The following is a 15,213-nucleotide window of genomic DNA, read 5'->3' on the forward strand; positions in this document are numbered from 1 at the left end:
TCTACGTCGTATGTCGTTGGAGGGCGCGATACAACGTCGACCGCCCGACTTCCAGATCGCGGGCGATCGCTGACGGCCCCTCCCCCGCCTCGATGCGGGCACGGACCTTGTCGATCTGCTCGTCAGTCAGGACGCGCTTGCGCCCCTTGTACTTGCCCTTCGCTTTGGCGATGGCGATGCCCTCGGCCTGGCGTTCACGGATGATGGCCCGCTCGAACTCGGCGAACGCCCCAAGCAGCGAGAGCATCAGATCCGCTCGCGGATCCTGGGCGCCGGCGGCGTAGGTGGCCCGCTCGTGGACGAACTCCACGCTCGCGCCCTTGGCGGTGATCTCGCCGACGATCTGCTTGAGGTCGACCAAGGATCGCGCGAGTCGGTCCATCGAGGCAACAACCAGCTCGTCACCATCTCGCAGGTATCCGATGCACTCTTCGAGCTTCACGCGATCGACACGAGAGCGGGCGGACTGTTTCTCGATATAGACCCGGTCGCACTCCCCCACCGCCTCGAGCTGACGCGCCTCGTTCTGATCGGCCGCCGACACCCGCACGTACGCCACCCGCTGCCCACGAGGACGCGAGGCCCGGCGAGCCGGCTTCGGATTCGTCTTCGGCTTTCGCTTCGGGTTCTGCTCGATGATGTTCTCAGAGTCCGTCGACTCCACCCGGAAGTTCCAACCCAACTCGTCCCGGCGGCGGAACCGGGTCCGCACGCTCCCGCGGCTGACGATGAGCGCCTCCTCGCCACCATCACCAGAACGGTTCAGCAACGTCCCGATCCGATCAGCCATGAGGAGACCCTTTCGCCCGGAATCTGTATCAATAGATACTAGACCCAACGGGAAGCCGTGTCATAAGTGCCGAACCTGTGGCTTTCGCCGTTATATGGCGGGGTTCTGTCGACGCTCTGTGGCGGCATCTGCTCATGGCGATACACGCGAGCACCGGTCTGGTCACAGATAGCGGCAGACGGTCGTGGTGTCGCATTTGGTGGGGTCGCTGGTGGTGGCACTGTGGTGAAGGTGCGCGACGGTGTGTCGCAGTGCTTGCAGGTCGGCGATTTGGCGGTCCAGGTCGCCCAGGTGGGCTTCGAGCAGGGCGTGCACGTGCTGGCAGGGTGCGACTCCGGCGTCGCGGATGTCGAGGATCTCGCGAATCTGGGCCAGGGTGAGCCCAGCGGTGCGGCCGCGGCGAACGAAGTCCAGGCGCGCCAGGGCCGCAGGGGTGTAGTCGCGGTATCCGTTGGCGGTGCGCTCAGGCGCAGGTAGTAGGCCGGCTTCTTCGTAGAAGCGCAGCGTCTTGGTTGTGGTGCCGCTGGCCACGGCCAACTCACCGATGCGCACAGTGGCCCCTTTCTCGGCTCTCGTCCATGTTCGCCTTGACCTTCCCCTGCGCTGGAACGTCCACTATGGACGCTGAAGAGGGGTCACGCGAAGGAAGGTGGGCAAATGGGTGTGGACTACGACGTCGATCTGGCCGTGATCGGCTCAGGAGGCGCGGCGATGTCCGCCGCCATCGCGGCCAGCCAGGCCGGTAAGAGCGTCGTGCTGGTTGAGCGCGGTGTTCTGGGCGGGACGTGCGTGAACATCGGCTGCGTGCCGTCCAAGACGCTCCTGGCGGCCGCCGGGGCCCGGCACGCCGCGCTCACCAATCCCTTCAAAGGTGCCCCAACGTCAGCCGCACCGGTGAACCTCGGCGATCTGGTGGCCCAGAAGGACGCACTCATCGAGCGCCTGCGTGATGCGAAGTACGCCGATGTGGCCGCTGCCTACGGCTTCCAGGTCCGCCCAGGCCAGGCCAGCTTCCTGGACGGGGACACCCTGGCCGTCGACGGCCAGGCGCTGCGGGCCCGGGCCTATCTGGTCGCCACCGGTGCCACCCCCGCCATCCCGGAGGTGGTCGGTCTCGACTCTGTGGACCGGCTGACGTCCACCACCGCGATGCAGCTGACCGAGCTGCCTGAGTCCCTGGTCGTTATCGGTGGCGGGTACGTCGGGATGGAGCAGGCCCAGCTGTTCGCTCACCTCGGCACCCGGGTCTCTGTGGTCGGGCGTCTGGCGCCGCACGCCGAGCCGGAGCTGGCCCAGAGACTTCGGGAAGTCTTCACCGACGACGGCATCACCGTGGTCGAAGAGCGCGCGACCACTGTGGCCCGCGAACCAGGCCCCGCAGGAGAGGTGGTGGTGACCACGGACTCGGGCGAACAGGTGCGCGGCGCGCAGGTCCTGGTGGCCACCGGACGCCTGCCCCGCACCGACGGCCTGAACCTGGCCGCTGCCGGTGTGGACGTGGACGAGCGCGGCTTCGTCGTGGTCGACCAGACCCAGCGCACCTCCAACCCGCGCGTCTGGGCCGCCGGTGACGTCTCGGGGGCTCCCCAGTACGTCTACGCCGCCGCCGCCGGCGGTCGGGCCGCCGCGCTCAACGCCCTGACCGAGGACAGGTACCCGCCGGCAGCTCGGGTCGACTACGCCGGCTTTCCTGCGGTCGTGTTCACCCGGCCCCAGCTGGCCTCGGCGGGGTTGACCGAGGACGAGGCCCTCACCCGAGGGCACGCGTGCGACTGCCGCGTCCTGGACCTGTCCGATGTCCCCCGGGCGCTCGTCCAGCACGACACCCGCGGGGCGGTGAAGCTCGTCGCCGACGCCGTGAGCGGCAAGGTTCTGGGCGTGCACGCTCTGGCGGACGGGGCCGGGGAGATCATGCTGGCGGCCACCTACGCCATCAAAAGCGGCATGACCGTCGACGATCTGGCCGACACCTGGGCGCCGTACCTGACCATGAGCGAAAGCCTGCGCATCGTGGCCGGCCTCTTCCGAAACCAGATGCCGACGTCATGCTGCGCCTGAAACCCGCGGCCCCAGCGGGGTGGACGAGGGCTCCCGCGGCGGCCCGCCTGGCGCCGTGAATGTGCCTTAAAAACCTACAGTTTGATGAGATGCATGTCCGGCTCCCGGACGCTGGGCAGCCTCATGGGTCCACCGGCTCATCCTGTGCCTTACTAACTCATCTCGCCATAATCTGTCGCAGAGGGGTCCTCAGCAGGGGTTTGGGAGGCAGAATCGGGTCACGAGGCTCTCTCCACTGGCCCCCGAGCAGCGTCAGTGGCTACCAACTTTCGCTGACATGACCTGTCAAGACCTCGAAGGCTCCACTCCTGCCGCACCCGAGTAGACGATTGAGCCTGCGGGGCAGCACCGGCCGTCCCGCACTGGAGGGCACCTTGTGAGACCTGATCGAGAACCTGACCCGCGGGCGCACCTGCCCGACACGCTCTACGAGCTCGCACAGCATCATGCGCGACGAGCGATCAGGGCACCGCGTGTCGCGGATCCGCTCGACGAATATGACCGCACAACATCCCTCGGGGCGGCTGCGGAATTCTTGGCGAAGTCGACGCTCGCTGGCATCAGCCTCACCCTCCTTGCGGGGAGCAGCAGCACCGCTACTCTCGCCGAATTCGGGGCGCGTCAAACCGCACCGAAGAGAGGCACTGGCGAGCCAGTGACAGTCGGCGCCGTCGACGCCGTGAAACGGCTCAACCAGCTGGCTGCGATATCCCCCGCGTTGCCCCAGCCAGACAACCTGTTCGCGACTCGCAACCGGGCGATCCACCTGGGCGCGTTACCGACGCCGACCGACGCCACCGCAGCCCAAGCTGAGCTCGTAACGTGGGTGGACGTCGTTCTAGAACGACGTCGTGCTCTACATCAGTCCGGCGACTGGGAAGCGTTTTGGTCACCGACGTACGCAGAGATCGCGACCTCGATCCTCGATGAGACATACGAGGAACTACGAAGCGTGTTCGATCGGGCGGTGCAGGACGCAGCCGCGATGTACGGATCGCTGGTCGACGACTTGGAACCGGAGGCCCGACAGATTCTGATTGAGACACTGGTGCATCGCGCCCACTCGGTCGATCTCTACACCCAGTCTTACCGATGTCCGGCATGCCACAATCACACCTTGCACGGCCTCTACGAGGTGCATCGGACGGTAGAGGTCGATGACAGCGACGCGCCCGAAAGTGTCGGCTACTTCGTGAGGGAAACAGCGGAACTCGACTTCATTCACTGTCCCGTCTGCGACCTTCATCTCGATCGGAGCCTTGCCGGCTTCACCGACGTCCCACTTACCCGTGACCACGGTGACAAGAACGCCACCTCGGACGAGATCGAGGCTTGGAACGACAATCAGTACGAGAAGCATCGCATCGCCTTCGAGCACGCGGAGATCGGCGAACCAGAAGAGCCCGATCACTCATAGCCAAGAATGGGCGCCCCCTGAGACCGGGGCCATCACGTCATCGTCATAGTCCTCGCCAGCCTGACGATAACCATCGGATTCGCCAGTTCCCTCCCCGATCAAGACGCCCCGCCACCGCCCGCAATCCTCGCACGCGCGCATCCTCAAGCTGCCGCAGAAGCAGCGCTCCGCCACGAACCGACAGTGGAACGCGATCTCGTTACGCTTCAGCGCCCGAATCCACATCTTGCGGCGCAAGGGTCACATCGTGGACACGGTGAGAGAGCATGACGGGTTGTCCCGCTCCTTTTACCGCGGGCATCGCGACGAAGAGGACAGCGCCAACACCTAACTCGGGTGTGTCGTACACACCACATATAATCGGGCCACCATCTTCGGAGGGGTCCGGCGTGAACTATCGGGACTACATGGACGATCAGACCTGCCGGCTCGTAGAGCAGACTCGGCAGCAGATGATCGCTGGGATGATCCCGGAGATCAGCCAGCCCACGTTCGACATTTCCAAGCTCGCCAGGCCCCAATTAGGTGTGATGGACCAGCTCAACAAGCAGGCCAGTGAGATCGCCGGCACTGCACTCCTGAGCAACACCCGTCTCGAGGCACAGCTCGACCAGCAATCGAAGAGGTTCGCTGATGCCGCGCTGCAGCGCTTCGGCCACATGGGGCCATCGATCAGCGAGCAGATCGAAACGTCCGGAACAAACGTTTTCGACACCTACTTCGGCACGGGACTAGGCGTTATCGGGCGGGCACAAGAGGCACTGAAGCTAATCAACCGGCCACCCACAGTCTTCGAAGCGCTGTACGGGACCTCCAGCTCCCTGTTCGACACCATGGGACCTACCGTCTCGCAGATGACCGCCCGCCTGGCGGACACGGACGCGTGGAAGGGGCTCGGAGCCACTCCGGCTTACAGCGTCAACGAAAATTGGCGCCTCGCCAACGTTGGGGCACTCGCCAACATCGACGGTGTCTTCGGCTCTCTCCGAGAGGCGATTGACTTCGAGGGCTCACTGAAGACGTCAGGGCTGGCCCAGGCTGTCTTCTTCGAAGCAAGGAGGCTGCTGGACGACCAAGCCGCCAGGCTGGCTGAAGCCGAGCTCACTGAGACTGCCAACACCGGGGTTGATGAAGCACTCGAAGCAGACCAGAACCTCTCAGTCGTTGTCGACTACATACAGCGGTACTTCGTCGTGTACCTGGGCTACCCACCCGCGCAAGCCCACACCCTGGTACGTCGAATTATCTGGATTCTTCTATTCAGCCTCTCGCTTTATACCCACTCTCAGGTGAAGGGCCAATTGAACGACACGGTCGAGTTTGGACTCGGCATGGTCACGCTGTCTGCAATCGGTGCGGTTTCTACGAAGGGGGCCGACACCCTAATTCCCGACGGCAAACCAGACATAACTGACTGACTCTCTCTACGGAGTCTGGCGTTGGAGGGCCCGGTACAGCGTGGACCGCCCCACACCGAGATCACGGGCGATCGCCGATGGCCCCTCCCCTGCCTCGATACGGTCGCGGGCCTTGTCGATCTGCTCAGGGGTCAGGACACGTTTGCGTCCCTTGTACTTGCCCTTCGCCTTGGCGATGGCGATGCCCTCGGCCTGGCGTTCACGGATGATGGCCCGCTCGAACTCGGCGAACGCCCCGAGTAGCGAGAGCATGAGGTCCGCTCGAGGATCCTGGGCGCCGGCGGCGTAGGTGGCCCGTTCGTGGACAAATTCCACGCTCGCACCCTTGGCAGTGATCTCACCAACGATCTGCTTGAGGTCGACCAGGGAGCGAGCGAGCCGGTCCATCGAAGCGACAACCATCTCATCACCATCTCGCAGATACCCGATGCACTCGGCGAGCTTCTCCCGATCGGCACGAGAGCGTGCGGATTGCTTTTCCACATAGACCCGGTCGCAATCCCCCACCGCCTCGAGCTGACGCGCCTCGTTCTGATCGGCGGCCGACACTCGCACGTACGCCACCCGTTGCCCGCGCGGTCGCGAAGATCGGCGAGCCGGTTTTGGCTTTCCGTCGACGATGTTCTCCGAGTCCGTCGACTCGACTCGCAGACTCCAGTCCAGCTCGTCCCGGCGCCGGAACCGAGTCCGCACCTTCCCGCGGCTGACGATGAGCACCTCCTCGCCACCGTCACCCGAACGGTTAAGCAACGTCCCGATCCGATCAGCCATCGAAAGACCCCTTCGCCGAGCAGATGTATCAATACACCTTAGACCCGACGGGACGACGTTTCATAAATAGAAAAATGGACCCTGCGATACAGCGGCGATGATGGACCCCCGTCCGTCCCGTACGGGTGTACCCCAAAGGGGCAGGATGAAGGCCATTGGGGCGGCACGAAACAAGCTCGGTCGCGAGATACGAGGCAGCAGTCGCCGCCGGCCACGACCGGAAGTTGACTGGGCGCCCGCAGAGAAACAGGCGGCGAGCCACTTGCTCACGGGCTCACCCAACCATGATTGAAGAACTGCCGGCGGCTTGGCGACCCTAGCGCCCGCCCCCACTACAGCCCCAAGGAGGTTGACGTCGATACTGTTGCCGGCGCCAGAATCGCCAGCCTGCCTACCGCAGGCCCTGGCCCTACTGTTCCGCCTGTTGCACCACAGTCACCTGAAGATCTAGAACAGCCGCGACCTGCAGCAGAGTCGACATATGAACTCGATGACCAGCTTCGATCCGAGCAATCGTTGGCCTCGAAACGCCGGCCCTGAAAGCCAGCTCCGTCTGCGACCAGTTCCGCCGTCTACGCGTCTCGCGCAGACGCTGGCCCACGCTCGGGCAGGGACTAGCCCCGGTGATTCACGGGGATCTGCGGATCGCTGGGTGAAAATAGACCGAAGTGCTTCCTGAACAGGGGAAACTGGGACTTGTCTAGAGCTCCAGGTTCTCAAGCAGAAAGCACTCGGTAGGTGAAGCGTACTTCGTGGTCGTCTGGTCTGTCGTTCTCCGTCGAGGATGTCGGGGTGATTGCTCATGCCGGGGTCATCGCGCCACGTCTTCTGGCTGATCGCGTCGGCCTGACCGCCGAGCTGTCGGGGGCCATGGCGCAGCGCCGATCCATCCCGATCCATGACCGTGGACGGGTGTTGACCGATGTCGCGGTGATGCTCACCGGTGGCGGCACGTCCATTGCCGATATCCGCGTCCTGCGCCACCAATCCACGGTCCTGGGTCCGGTCGCCTCCTCTCCGACGGTGTGGCGCACGCTGGATGAGGTCACCGCTGGTAAACGCAAGAAGATCCAGGTCGCGCGTGCCCGCACGCGGCGGCATGTGTGGTCCCAGCTGCCTGGCGGGGTGCCGGCCTCTAAGTGCGCGGGCCGGGATCTGGGGGACACGGTCGTGCTTGATGTGGATGCCACCATCGTGGTCACCCACAGCGAGAAAGAACAGAGCGCGCCAACCTATAAGCGCACCTTCGGCTACCACCCGATCGGCGTGTGGTGCGACAACACAGAAGAGTTCCTCGCTGCGAGCTTGCGCCCGGGCAACGCGGGGTCGAACACCGCGGCCGACCACATCGACGTCCTCGGGCAAGCCATCGCCCAGATTCCCGCCGCCCATCGGCGTGATCTGCTGATCCGATCCGACGGCGCCGGCGCCTCCCATGACCTGTTGGAGTGGATCTCCGAGCAGAATCGGATCCGTGGTCGGCGGGTGGAGTACTCGGTCGGCTTTTCGATCACCGCCGGAATCCGCCGGGCCATCGCGATCGCCCCCGACACCGCGTGGGGGCCAGCGGTGAATCAAGGCGGCGACCTGAGGCCGGGCGCGGAGATCGCCGAGCTGACTGGACTGCTGCCGCCCAGGATGCTCGCCAAGTGGCCCGACGGGATGCGGGTCATCGTCCGCCGTGAGCGGCCCCACCCCGGCGCCCAGTTGTCGATGTTCGAGGAACTCGACGGGTGGCGCTACCAGGCGTTCGTCACCAACACCGCCACCGGTCAACTGCAGTTCCTCGAGGCCAGGCATCGGGCGCATGCCCGGGTGGAGGACCGGATCCGCCACGCCAAAGACACCGGCCTGGGCCGTCTGCCCTCGCGAGAGTTCGCTCTCAACCAGGCATGGCTGGTGGCGGTGATGATCGCCGCCGACCTCGTCGCCTGGACCCGGATGCTGGCCTGCACCGGCGCCGCCGCCATCCTCGCAGCGTGCGAGCCCAAAGCGATGCGCTACCGCTTCCTCCACGTCGCCGCCCTACTGACCCGCAGCAGCCGACGTAGACGGGTCAAAATCCCCGAAACCTGGCCCTGGGCCACCGCCATCGAAGCGGTGTTCCACAAGATCGCCGCGATCCCCAAACCGGCCTGACCCCGCCTGCCCACCCTTGAGAGCACCACCCGGAGACCCGCCCACCGGCAGCGCCAGCCGGCGCCCAAACACGTCTACACGACCCGCCGGGCACAACATCCGTAGAGAACCGACTCCATCACGCCCCATGAATCAGCGGGGCTAGCAGCGGCCATCTGATGCATCTCCTCGAGTCGCTCATCGAAAATGTATCAGCTACTGATACATTCAACGAGCTGAGAGGGACGACCAAGAGGCAGCTTCCGAGTTGTGCGACTGCCTCGATAGTCCGCGCAAGCAGATGAGAAGTTGCCCGAAGGAGATTGCAAGTGGGAGTCCGTTACATCGGCAGCAAGGCGCGGGTGGCGGACGCAATCCTGGACCTCGCAGGGCCACCGAATGGTGGGCGATTCATCGATGCCTTTTGCGGGACCGGGTCAGTCTCCTCTGCTGCTGCGGACCGAGGATGGCCTGTCACCCTAAACGATTCCCTTCCGTCCGCCGTCGCCATGAGCATTGGTGCGACTGCAGGCCGAGACAACGTCCCCTTCGAAGCTTTTAACGGGTACGAAAGCGCCGTTCGTGAACTGAACGCGACTCCTGGTCGACCCGGATTCATCCATGCCGAATACAGTCCGGCATCCGCCGCTACCGCGCCGGTAGAGCGCCGCTACTTCACCGAACACAACGCAGCTCGATTAGATGCGATGCGCGCACAGATCAGGCGCTGGTCAGACACAGGCTCGCTTACCTGGATCGAGGAAGAGCTGCTGCTTGCCGACCTTCTCCAGGCAGCCAATAAGGTAGCCAACATCTCCGGCACATACGGCGGCTTCCTCAAGGAATGGTCGGCGACTTCCCTCCGAGACATTAGGGTCAGCAAGAGGGCTCTCCCGCAGCGCGCTACCGACATAAATGCGATCGTGGGCGACGTCTCGGCGATTGCTACGTCAAGTCACGACACCGTCTACTTCGACCCGCCATATACTAAACGCCAGTACAGCGCGTACTACCACGTGCTTGAGACACTCCACGCTGGCGATTCGCCCCAGGTAGGCGGTGTAACGGGACTGCGCCCGTGGAAGCACAAAGCATCCGATTACTGCTACAAGTCGCGGGCCCTAGGTGCGCTCACTCAACTTGTTCTCAGCACCCGCGCCCACCGCATCCTGCTCAGCTATAGCAACGAGGGGCACGTGCCGCAATCGCAACTCGTGAACGCACTACAGGAAGCCGGGAACGTCACCCTTCACGAGATCAAGACGATTGGCCGATATCGGCCAAACGCCGCGGCATCCGCTGGTGGCGATAGCGTCGTCGAATACGTCATCGAGATCGTTCCCTTCTCAGCAAGTGCCTCCCCCCCTGCCCCGCGGAACAGCGGGCAAACGGCGGTCGTCGCATGAAAAGCCTGGAGCAGCGCCTGCTGGCCCCCACCGATCTTCTCCTTGAGCGAGCAGCTGCCGAAGTCATGCCTTTCGAGGGCCGAACCGATGCCCGGCTAACGGTTCTGGAAGCTGCTGCGGCACGTGTGGGCGGTTGGGAACTCAAACAGTTTTGGGAGGACATGGGCCGTGAAGTGGCTGGCCTGCGCTCCGACCCTCAGCCGTGGGTCGACCAGATCCTTAGCAGCGTCGCGGCAACGCCGATCCCGATACCACTAGCGCTTTCTGCGCTAAGCAGGGAGGTTCTGCCGCCCAGCCATCAGCGGAAGACGGGGGCCTACTACACCGACTGGCGTTTGGCACAGTTGTTGGCGGGAACCAGCGTGCCAAAGGTTAGGGTCAACGGCCCATGGATTGACACAGCGTGCGGCTCCGGCGTCCTCCTAGTAGCGGCGGCGATGCAGTTACCCGCCGGCGCCGAAAGGGATGCCGTAATTCGCGACCGCTTGTCCGGTGCGGACCTCTCCACCAACGCCTTGCGCGGGACGCTGTTATCTGTCGCCAGCCTCACCAGTGACCTATCCGCCGTGCATCACTTCGCCAGCCGACTTCTCCGTCAGGACAGTCTGCGAAGCCGAGGCGTTTGGAAAGACCTGGCGCCCTCGGGTGCCGCCCTTGTTATTGGAAATCCCCCGTGGGAGAAGCTCAAGGTTTCTCGACACGAGCTCGCGAAAAGTAAAGGATCGCGGCGGGCGTACGGACAGAGCTTTGAAAAAGAGATCGACTTGGCTCACGACCGGTCTGAACTGCTCGATTACATCCAGCAAGTCGCGTCCGGCACTCGGCTTCAAGGTCGCGGCGAGCATGATCTCTACAAGCTCTTCCTCGAACTCGGAATGGGCATCGCTGCAGAAGACGGAGTCTTGGCTTTACTACTTCCTGCTGGCCTCATCCGGGCGCAAGGCACTGAGGGCCTTCGGCGCGAACTCAACACTGTAGCCCGAGAGCTCTCGATCTCCGTGATCGAGAACCGAGCTAGCCACTTCGCCATCGATACCCGGTTCAAGTTCTTGTCGGTCGTCGCCACTATCGGCAGTGGCAGAAGACGGCCCATCTCCTTAAAGGTTGCGGACCGTACCGGCGCCTTGCCTGCCGCCCCAGTGGCCATAAGTCGAGCCAAGCTGGCTCAGGTGCGAAGCGACATCAGCGTTCCTGAGGTTCGCACCCAGAACGAATGGGATCTCTACGCGCGGCTCGCCCGGAACGCGAAGACGATCGGCGATCCTACAGGCCCTTGGCATCCTGAGTACCGACGTGAGGTCGACATGACGCTCGACCAAAAATCATTCCGCCGCACAGCGGGCCACGACACACTGCCCCTCCTTGAGGGCCGCCACGTCGGCCAGTATCGCTGGCGGGCTAAGACTTACCAGTCGGGCGAAGGTCGCTCTGCCATCTGGCGTCCCGAGCCGCTGTCACAAACCTCCTTGAAGACACAATGGCACGTGCCCCTCAGAGCGATGCACCCAACCACGGCCCAGCGCACGGCAAGGTCGCGAATCGGGTTTTGCGACATCACCGGCCAGACGAACGAGCGATCACTGATAGCCGCCCGGATCCCTCACGGTGTCGTCTGCGGGAACAAGGTCCCGACTCTGACGTTTCAAGGCGGAGGACTTGACCGCGAGGACCTCTTTCTCGCACTCGCCAATTCCCTCATCGTCGACTGGATGCTGCGACGCATCGTCACGACAACAGTGAACTTCTTCCTGCTGGACACCTTGCCCCTTCCTCTGATCGACGAGGATTCCGATGTTGGCCACGAACTCATCGGCATCGCCCGGAACCTGACCGCTTCGGAGGGAGATCCTTCAACCGATCCGCGGATGATTGGCCGCTGGCGCGCACGCTCGGACGCTCTCGTTGCCGCATCGTGGGGACTCACCATTGCGGACATGGAAACCGTATTGCGGGACTTCCCCTTGCTCGACCGCGGCCAACCCGCGCTCGACGGGGAGCTCAAGTCCAGCGTGACCTCAGACTGCGTACTCTCTGAACTCGCCGCCATACACGGAATCGAGCACACAAGCACGATTCGCTGCCAGAATGCTCGGGAGGCCGGAGCGATTCCTTACGTCCCTGCCGAGTATCACGCAAGGGGTGTTGAGTGACTGTTCCAGTCTTATTTTTCTACAAAGAGATCGTCGCTGGCGACCTTCGCAAGCTCGTGGCTGAGTCCAACGACGCAAAGACCGGTGGCGGTGCGCGCGACCTCAGAATTCCGTGGAAACCCTTCCAACAGATCATGCACCGCATCTTCACTAAGGACTCGATCGGCAGCGGCGGAAAGCCCATCAGGACCGCCAACGTCACGTACCTAGATAAACATGGCAAACCACAGCACACCGAACTCTCATATTGGCCGCCAACCACTTCAAGGCCCACTGAAAGCCGCATTGCCAAGGTTCATGCAAGCCCGGCATTAGGTGGACAACTCCCCTCAATGGACAAAGGACGAATCTTTGTTGTGTTAACCAAATTCGACGACGGCACAGTTCGATGCGATTACGCCTACGAACAAGACCTCAAAACGAAGGGCGTCTGGGCTACTGAAGCGAGCAGCCAGATCCTGAACTGTATGGCTTCCGCGGCCCATACCAACCGGACGGTGCAGGGGTATTACGACTTCACCGAGGGAGTGGGCTTCTGTCATGCCGACTGAATCAGACATTAGCAATGACGCTACGACGATTCTGAAGGAATTAGCCACTCGAAAGAATGTAATAATCACCGGCCCTCCCGGGACAGGCAAGTCCCGGCTCCTCAACGAAATTCGTGAGCTCTTCCAGTGGGATCAATCTCAGACCGGATCAGCGCCGACCGGACGCATCCCGATCCCATCAGCATCTAGCCCTATTCCCGAATGGTTTCCCAGCCCTAACCAAACCATAAGTCGAAATGTGTACCAGACCGTTTTCGACCAGAACACCAAGTACCGGGACTTCATGCGCGGGTTAGTCCCTAAGGTGAGCGAGCCTGGTGCCTTCACCGTTACGAGCGGCACCCTGCACCGAGCTGCACTGAATGCGCGCCCTGACGGCAACGCCGCACTAGTGATTGTGGACGAGATAAACCGCGGACCCGCCGTTGCAGCGTTCGGCAGTGCGCTTGTCGGATTGGAACCCGACAAGCGGCTTCCCACAGACGGCAATGCAACCAGCACCACGCAGTTCTTCGAGATCCTCGGAAACAACGGTGAGCACGAAAAGTTCGCACTGCCGGCCGATCTCTACATCCTCGCTGCGATGAACGAGGCAGACACCAGCGTTGAACCGCTTGACGTGGCGTTCTTGCGACGTTTCCACATCCATCGGCTTGAGCCCAGCGAATCGGTTCTTCGTGACCACTTCGGGGCTGCCCTGACCCCGACGACGTTGCCTGCCACTCCGTCCGAGCCCGCCGACTACTACGAGGCTCTCATCCAGGCCTTCACGAAGATAAACGCGCAAATTCTCCTCGGGCGGGGGCAGGCATACCAGCTTGGGCACGGGGCTCTCATGCACCAGCCTGCGGGTACCACCAACGTTGGAGCCGCCCAGGCGTACGTGGCAACCGCATGGGCCACACTCCGCGGGCACATCGACGAAGTGTTCTACGGCAACACTCGCGCAATCTCCGAAATCCTTCGCGCAGACACCTCCAAGAGCATCTACACCATGATCGAGTCTACGTTCGCCGGACAGACCGTCCGTCGAATCGTCGGGCCGCTGCGGCCCTCTCCTGGCGAGCTGTACACACTCCTGCGGGTCATTGCGACCGAATGACACCCATCGAACGGCTTGAGCTACACGAACTCCGCGAACGACCAGGAGCCATTCGCGAAATCGCCAACCAAAGCGGTGTCTCCGACGCAGATGTGTTAATCCAGCTCCGCGAGCTCAACGACCGGGTCAAGAACCTGCTTGGCTACGACAACGACCCAATTACCGCCTCCAGCAATGGCTCATTGAAAGCCGACGGTGTAGCGGGATTGGTCCGGTTGAACTCGCGAGTGGAACTTGAAATCGTTCCAAAGTTTCTCGACCCGAAGTCGACTGCTTGGCGGAGTGACTTCTTCCTTTTGGCCGTACTCGTGAAGACCGGGCATCTTCTTCTTTACGATGAGATCTCCGCAGGCATCCAGGACCAGGGCGACCTGGCAACTCTCATCGCACGCTCGTTTCTGACTCTGTACGCCGAGAACGAGCGTCGCCCAATTCGGGGCTACCGTCGATCTGCTGGAACAGACTTCGCCATCGACGGAGACGTGGACTGGGAGACCATCTTTCTTCCCGATCCCGACGGTTTCGCCGTGACTCGGCTCGAGCTAACGCGACAAAACCCGTACAACGCGGTGCTCGCCACTGCGGTCGAGATTCTCATCCCAGAAGTTGCAGACGCGGACACGCAGACCCAGCTTCGCCTCGTGGCCCACCAGATTGCTCCGCAGCTGGCAGCGCCTGCCATCGCCCCGCCGCTTCCGCCACGCCATGGCGGATGGCAACGCGCCTATGAGTTGGCGAATCTGATTGTCGCTGGTTTGGGACTGAATCTCGACAACGGAGTCTTTACCGGCCCCGGGTTTGTACTCTCCACATGGTCGGCCTGGGAATCCCTCTGCGAGGAAATTGTGCGCCGCGCGCTGCCGGACCATAGAGTCATCGGGCAGAAGCAATGGGTGCTCGGCTATCGAGGAGACAAGCCGGTGCATGCCAAACCGGACATTTCTCCGATAGCTGGAGACGTCGCTGCACTTCTATTGGATGCAAAGTATAAGACTCGACGCGGACTTTCCCCCCGAGTTGCTGCCGCCGACCTGTATGAATCACTTGCTTTCCTCCGAGCCGGGAAGGCCAATGTCATGTGTCTTCTCTACCCGGCACTACAGGCTCCGGACGATCTGCCATTGGGAGAATGGCGGCAGTTCGATCAGATCGACGTCGACGATCTCATCGTCCAAGGCTTCGAGGTCCAAGTCCAGGGGCTCGCTCGCCGAGGGGGTTTCGATGAGCTTGTCCTCGGCGCCAAGAAAGCGCTCTCGTCGAAGATAGACAAGCAAGAGCCTCCAACCTTCCCTGGCGGCAGACGTAGGGACTGATTCGACATCAACGACGTTGACTTGTGGCGATCATACCGGTCCTGGACCGGGGCGCCGATAATGTCAGGTTCCGTCAATTGTGCAGGTCAGCGTCCGATCTCGCTCTCGCTTGCTACTGT

General features: G+C 62.7%; 13 protein-coding genes. 9 read left to right on the forward strand and 4 right to left on the reverse strand.

Features of this window, described 5'->3' with window-relative positions; all coding sequences use genetic code 11:
• Position 1: 1 nt before the first annotated feature.
• Positions 2–790 carry a recombinase family protein gene (locus VYL96_RS16945; RefSeq protein WP_131886310.1) on the reverse strand — a complete coding sequence of 263 codons (789 nt, stop codon included), beginning with the start codon at positions 788–790 and terminating at the stop codon, positions 2–4.
• Positions 791–952: 162 nt separating this feature from the next.
• Positions 953–1,342 (reverse strand): heavy metal-responsive transcriptional regulator, encoded by a 390-nt coding sequence (locus tag VYL96_RS16950; protein ID WP_007928756.1) that lies wholly within the window; start codon positions 1,340–1,342, stop codon positions 953–955.
• Between the two features lie 105 nt (positions 1,343–1,447).
• Here VYL96_RS16950 and merA point away from each other — a divergent pair, with 105 nt between their 5' ends.
• From merA to VYL96_RS16965, 3 genes are all read left to right on the forward strand, one after another.
• Positions 1,448–2,848 (forward strand): mercury(II) reductase, encoded by a 1,401-nt coding sequence (gene merA / locus VYL96_RS16955; protein WP_017838447.1) that lies wholly within the window; start codon positions 1,448–1,450, stop codon positions 2,846–2,848.
• Between the two features lie 376 nt (positions 2,849–3,224).
• A complete protein-coding gene (locus tag VYL96_RS16960) occupies positions 3,225–4,265 on the forward strand; it encodes a hypothetical protein (RefSeq protein ID WP_131886684.1) in 1,041 nt (346 codons plus the stop codon).
• A gap of 407 nt (positions 4,266–4,672) precedes the next feature.
• The gene (locus VYL96_RS16965) at positions 4,673–5,683 is read left to right on the forward strand and encodes a hypothetical protein (protein WP_131886685.1); all 1,011 of its coding nucleotides are present in this window, start codon (positions 4,673–4,675) and stop codon (positions 5,681–5,683) included.
• A 6-nt stretch (positions 5,684–5,689) separates the two neighbouring features.
• Here VYL96_RS16965 and VYL96_RS16970 read toward each other — a convergent pair whose 3' ends face one another.
• Together VYL96_RS16970 and VYL96_RS16975 are read right to left on the reverse strand one after the other, a co-directional pair.
• Complete coding sequence (locus tag VYL96_RS16970) at positions 5,690–6,454, reverse strand: recombinase family protein (protein ID WP_131886686.1); 765 nt, start codon at positions 6,452–6,454, stop codon at positions 5,690–5,692.
• Between the two features lie 409 nt (positions 6,455–6,863).
• Positions 6,864–7,055: a type II toxin-antitoxin system RelB family anti-toxin gene (locus VYL96_RS16975; RefSeq protein WP_243699839.1), complete on the reverse strand. Its 192-nt coding sequence runs from the start codon at positions 7,053–7,055 to the stop codon at positions 6,864–6,866.
• Positions 7,056–7,192: 137 nt separating this feature from the next.
• Between VYL96_RS16975 and VYL96_RS16980 the strand changes: the two genes are divergently transcribed.
• From VYL96_RS16980 to VYL96_RS17005, 6 genes are all read left to right on the forward strand, one after another.
• A complete protein-coding gene (locus VYL96_RS16980; RefSeq protein ID WP_329439075.1) occupies positions 7,193–8,593 on the forward strand; it encodes an IS1380 family transposase in 1,401 nt (466 codons plus the stop codon).
• A gap of 308 nt (positions 8,594–8,901) precedes the next feature.
• Positions 8,902–9,978 carry a DNA adenine methylase gene (locus VYL96_RS16985; RefSeq protein ID WP_165928554.1) on the forward strand — a complete coding sequence of 359 codons (1,077 nt, stop codon included), beginning with the start codon at positions 8,902–8,904 and terminating at the stop codon, positions 9,976–9,978.
• Positions 9,975–12,128 (forward strand): DNA methyltransferase family protein, encoded by a 2,154-nt coding sequence (locus VYL96_RS16990; RefSeq protein WP_131886647.1) that lies wholly within the window; start codon positions 9,975–9,977, stop codon positions 12,126–12,128. Before VYL96_RS16985 ends, VYL96_RS16990 begins: the two co-directional genes overlap by 4 nt.
• Positions 12,125–12,679, forward strand: a complete 555-nt coding sequence (locus VYL96_RS16995; RefSeq protein ID WP_131886646.1) for a hypothetical protein — start codon at positions 12,125–12,127, stop codon at positions 12,677–12,679. The genes VYL96_RS16990 and VYL96_RS16995 overlap by 4 nt, the downstream gene beginning before the upstream one ends.
• A complete protein-coding gene (locus VYL96_RS17000) occupies positions 12,669–13,781 on the forward strand; it encodes an AAA family ATPase (RefSeq protein WP_131886645.1) in 1,113 nt (370 codons plus the stop codon). Before VYL96_RS16995 ends, VYL96_RS17000 begins: the two co-directional genes overlap by 11 nt.
• Positions 13,778–15,094 carry a 5-methylcytosine restriction system specificity protein McrC gene (locus VYL96_RS17005; RefSeq protein ID WP_165928552.1) on the forward strand — a complete coding sequence of 439 codons (1,317 nt, stop codon included), beginning with the start codon at positions 13,778–13,780 and terminating at the stop codon, positions 15,092–15,094. The genes VYL96_RS17000 and VYL96_RS17005 overlap by 4 nt, the downstream gene beginning before the upstream one ends.
• Positions 15,095–15,213 lie beyond the last annotated feature (119 nt).

It is taken from the genome of Dietzia maris (assembly GCF_036287335.1).
Lineage (GTDB): Bacteria > Actinomycetota > Actinomycetes > Mycobacteriales > Mycobacteriaceae > Dietzia > Dietzia cinnamea.

Bases quoted from the DNA above. Each gene is read 5' to 3' on its own strand.
- merA (WP_017838447.1), top strand. From the start codon at position 1,448: ATGGGTGTGGACTACGACGTCGATCTGGCCGTGATCGGCTCAGGAGGC.
- VYL96_RS16990 (WP_131886647.1), top strand. From the start codon at position 9,975: ATGAAAAGCCTGGAGCAGCGCCTGCTGGCCCCCACCGATCTTCTCCTT.
- VYL96_RS16965 (WP_131886685.1), top strand. From the start codon at position 4,673: ATGGACGATCAGACCTGCCGGCTCGTAGAGCAGACTCGGCAGCAGATG.
- VYL96_RS16945 (WP_131886310.1), bottom strand. From the start codon at position 790: ATGGCTGATCGGATCGGGACGTTGCTGAACCGTTCTGGTGATGGTGGC.
- VYL96_RS16970 (WP_131886686.1), bottom strand. From the start codon at position 6,454: ATGGCTGATCGGATCGGGACGTTGCTTAACCGTTCGGGTGACGGTGGC.
- VYL96_RS17000 (WP_131886645.1), top strand. From the start codon at position 12,669: ATGCCGACTGAATCAGACATTAGCAATGACGCTACGACGATTCTGAAG.
- VYL96_RS17005 (WP_165928552.1), top strand. From the start codon at position 13,778: ATGACACCCATCGAACGGCTTGAGCTACACGAACTCCGCGAACGACCA.